General features: G+C 54.8%; 1 protein-coding gene. It reads left to right on the forward strand.

Annotated features, from left to right (window positions below; genetic code table 11):
- Positions 1 to 219 (forward strand): aminotransferase class V-fold PLP-dependent enzyme (locus B2633_RS09730; RefSeq protein WP_483170465.1); only part of this gene is annotated, 219 nt, incomplete at both ends.

The raw sequence follows: 219 nt of genomic DNA on the forward strand, positions 1-219 counted from the left end.
GGGCCTCCAATGTGACCGGACATATCAATAAAGTCCATCAGATTGCGGAGCTGGCCCATGGCTTCAGAGCCAGGATACTGGTCGACGGCGCGCAATTGATTCCCCATCACAGTTTTGATATGAAGCCCCACGCTCATCCCCAGCACATCGATTTTTTGGCCTTCTCCGGGCATAAGATTTTCGCCCCCTATGGATGCGGGGTATTGATCGGGCCGCGGA

Source organism: Syntrophomonas sp. UBA1041 (genome assembly GCF_002316705.1).
In the GTDB taxonomy this organism is placed as follows: Bacteria; Bacillota; Syntrophomonadia; order Syntrophomonadales; family Syntrophomonadaceae; genus DTU019.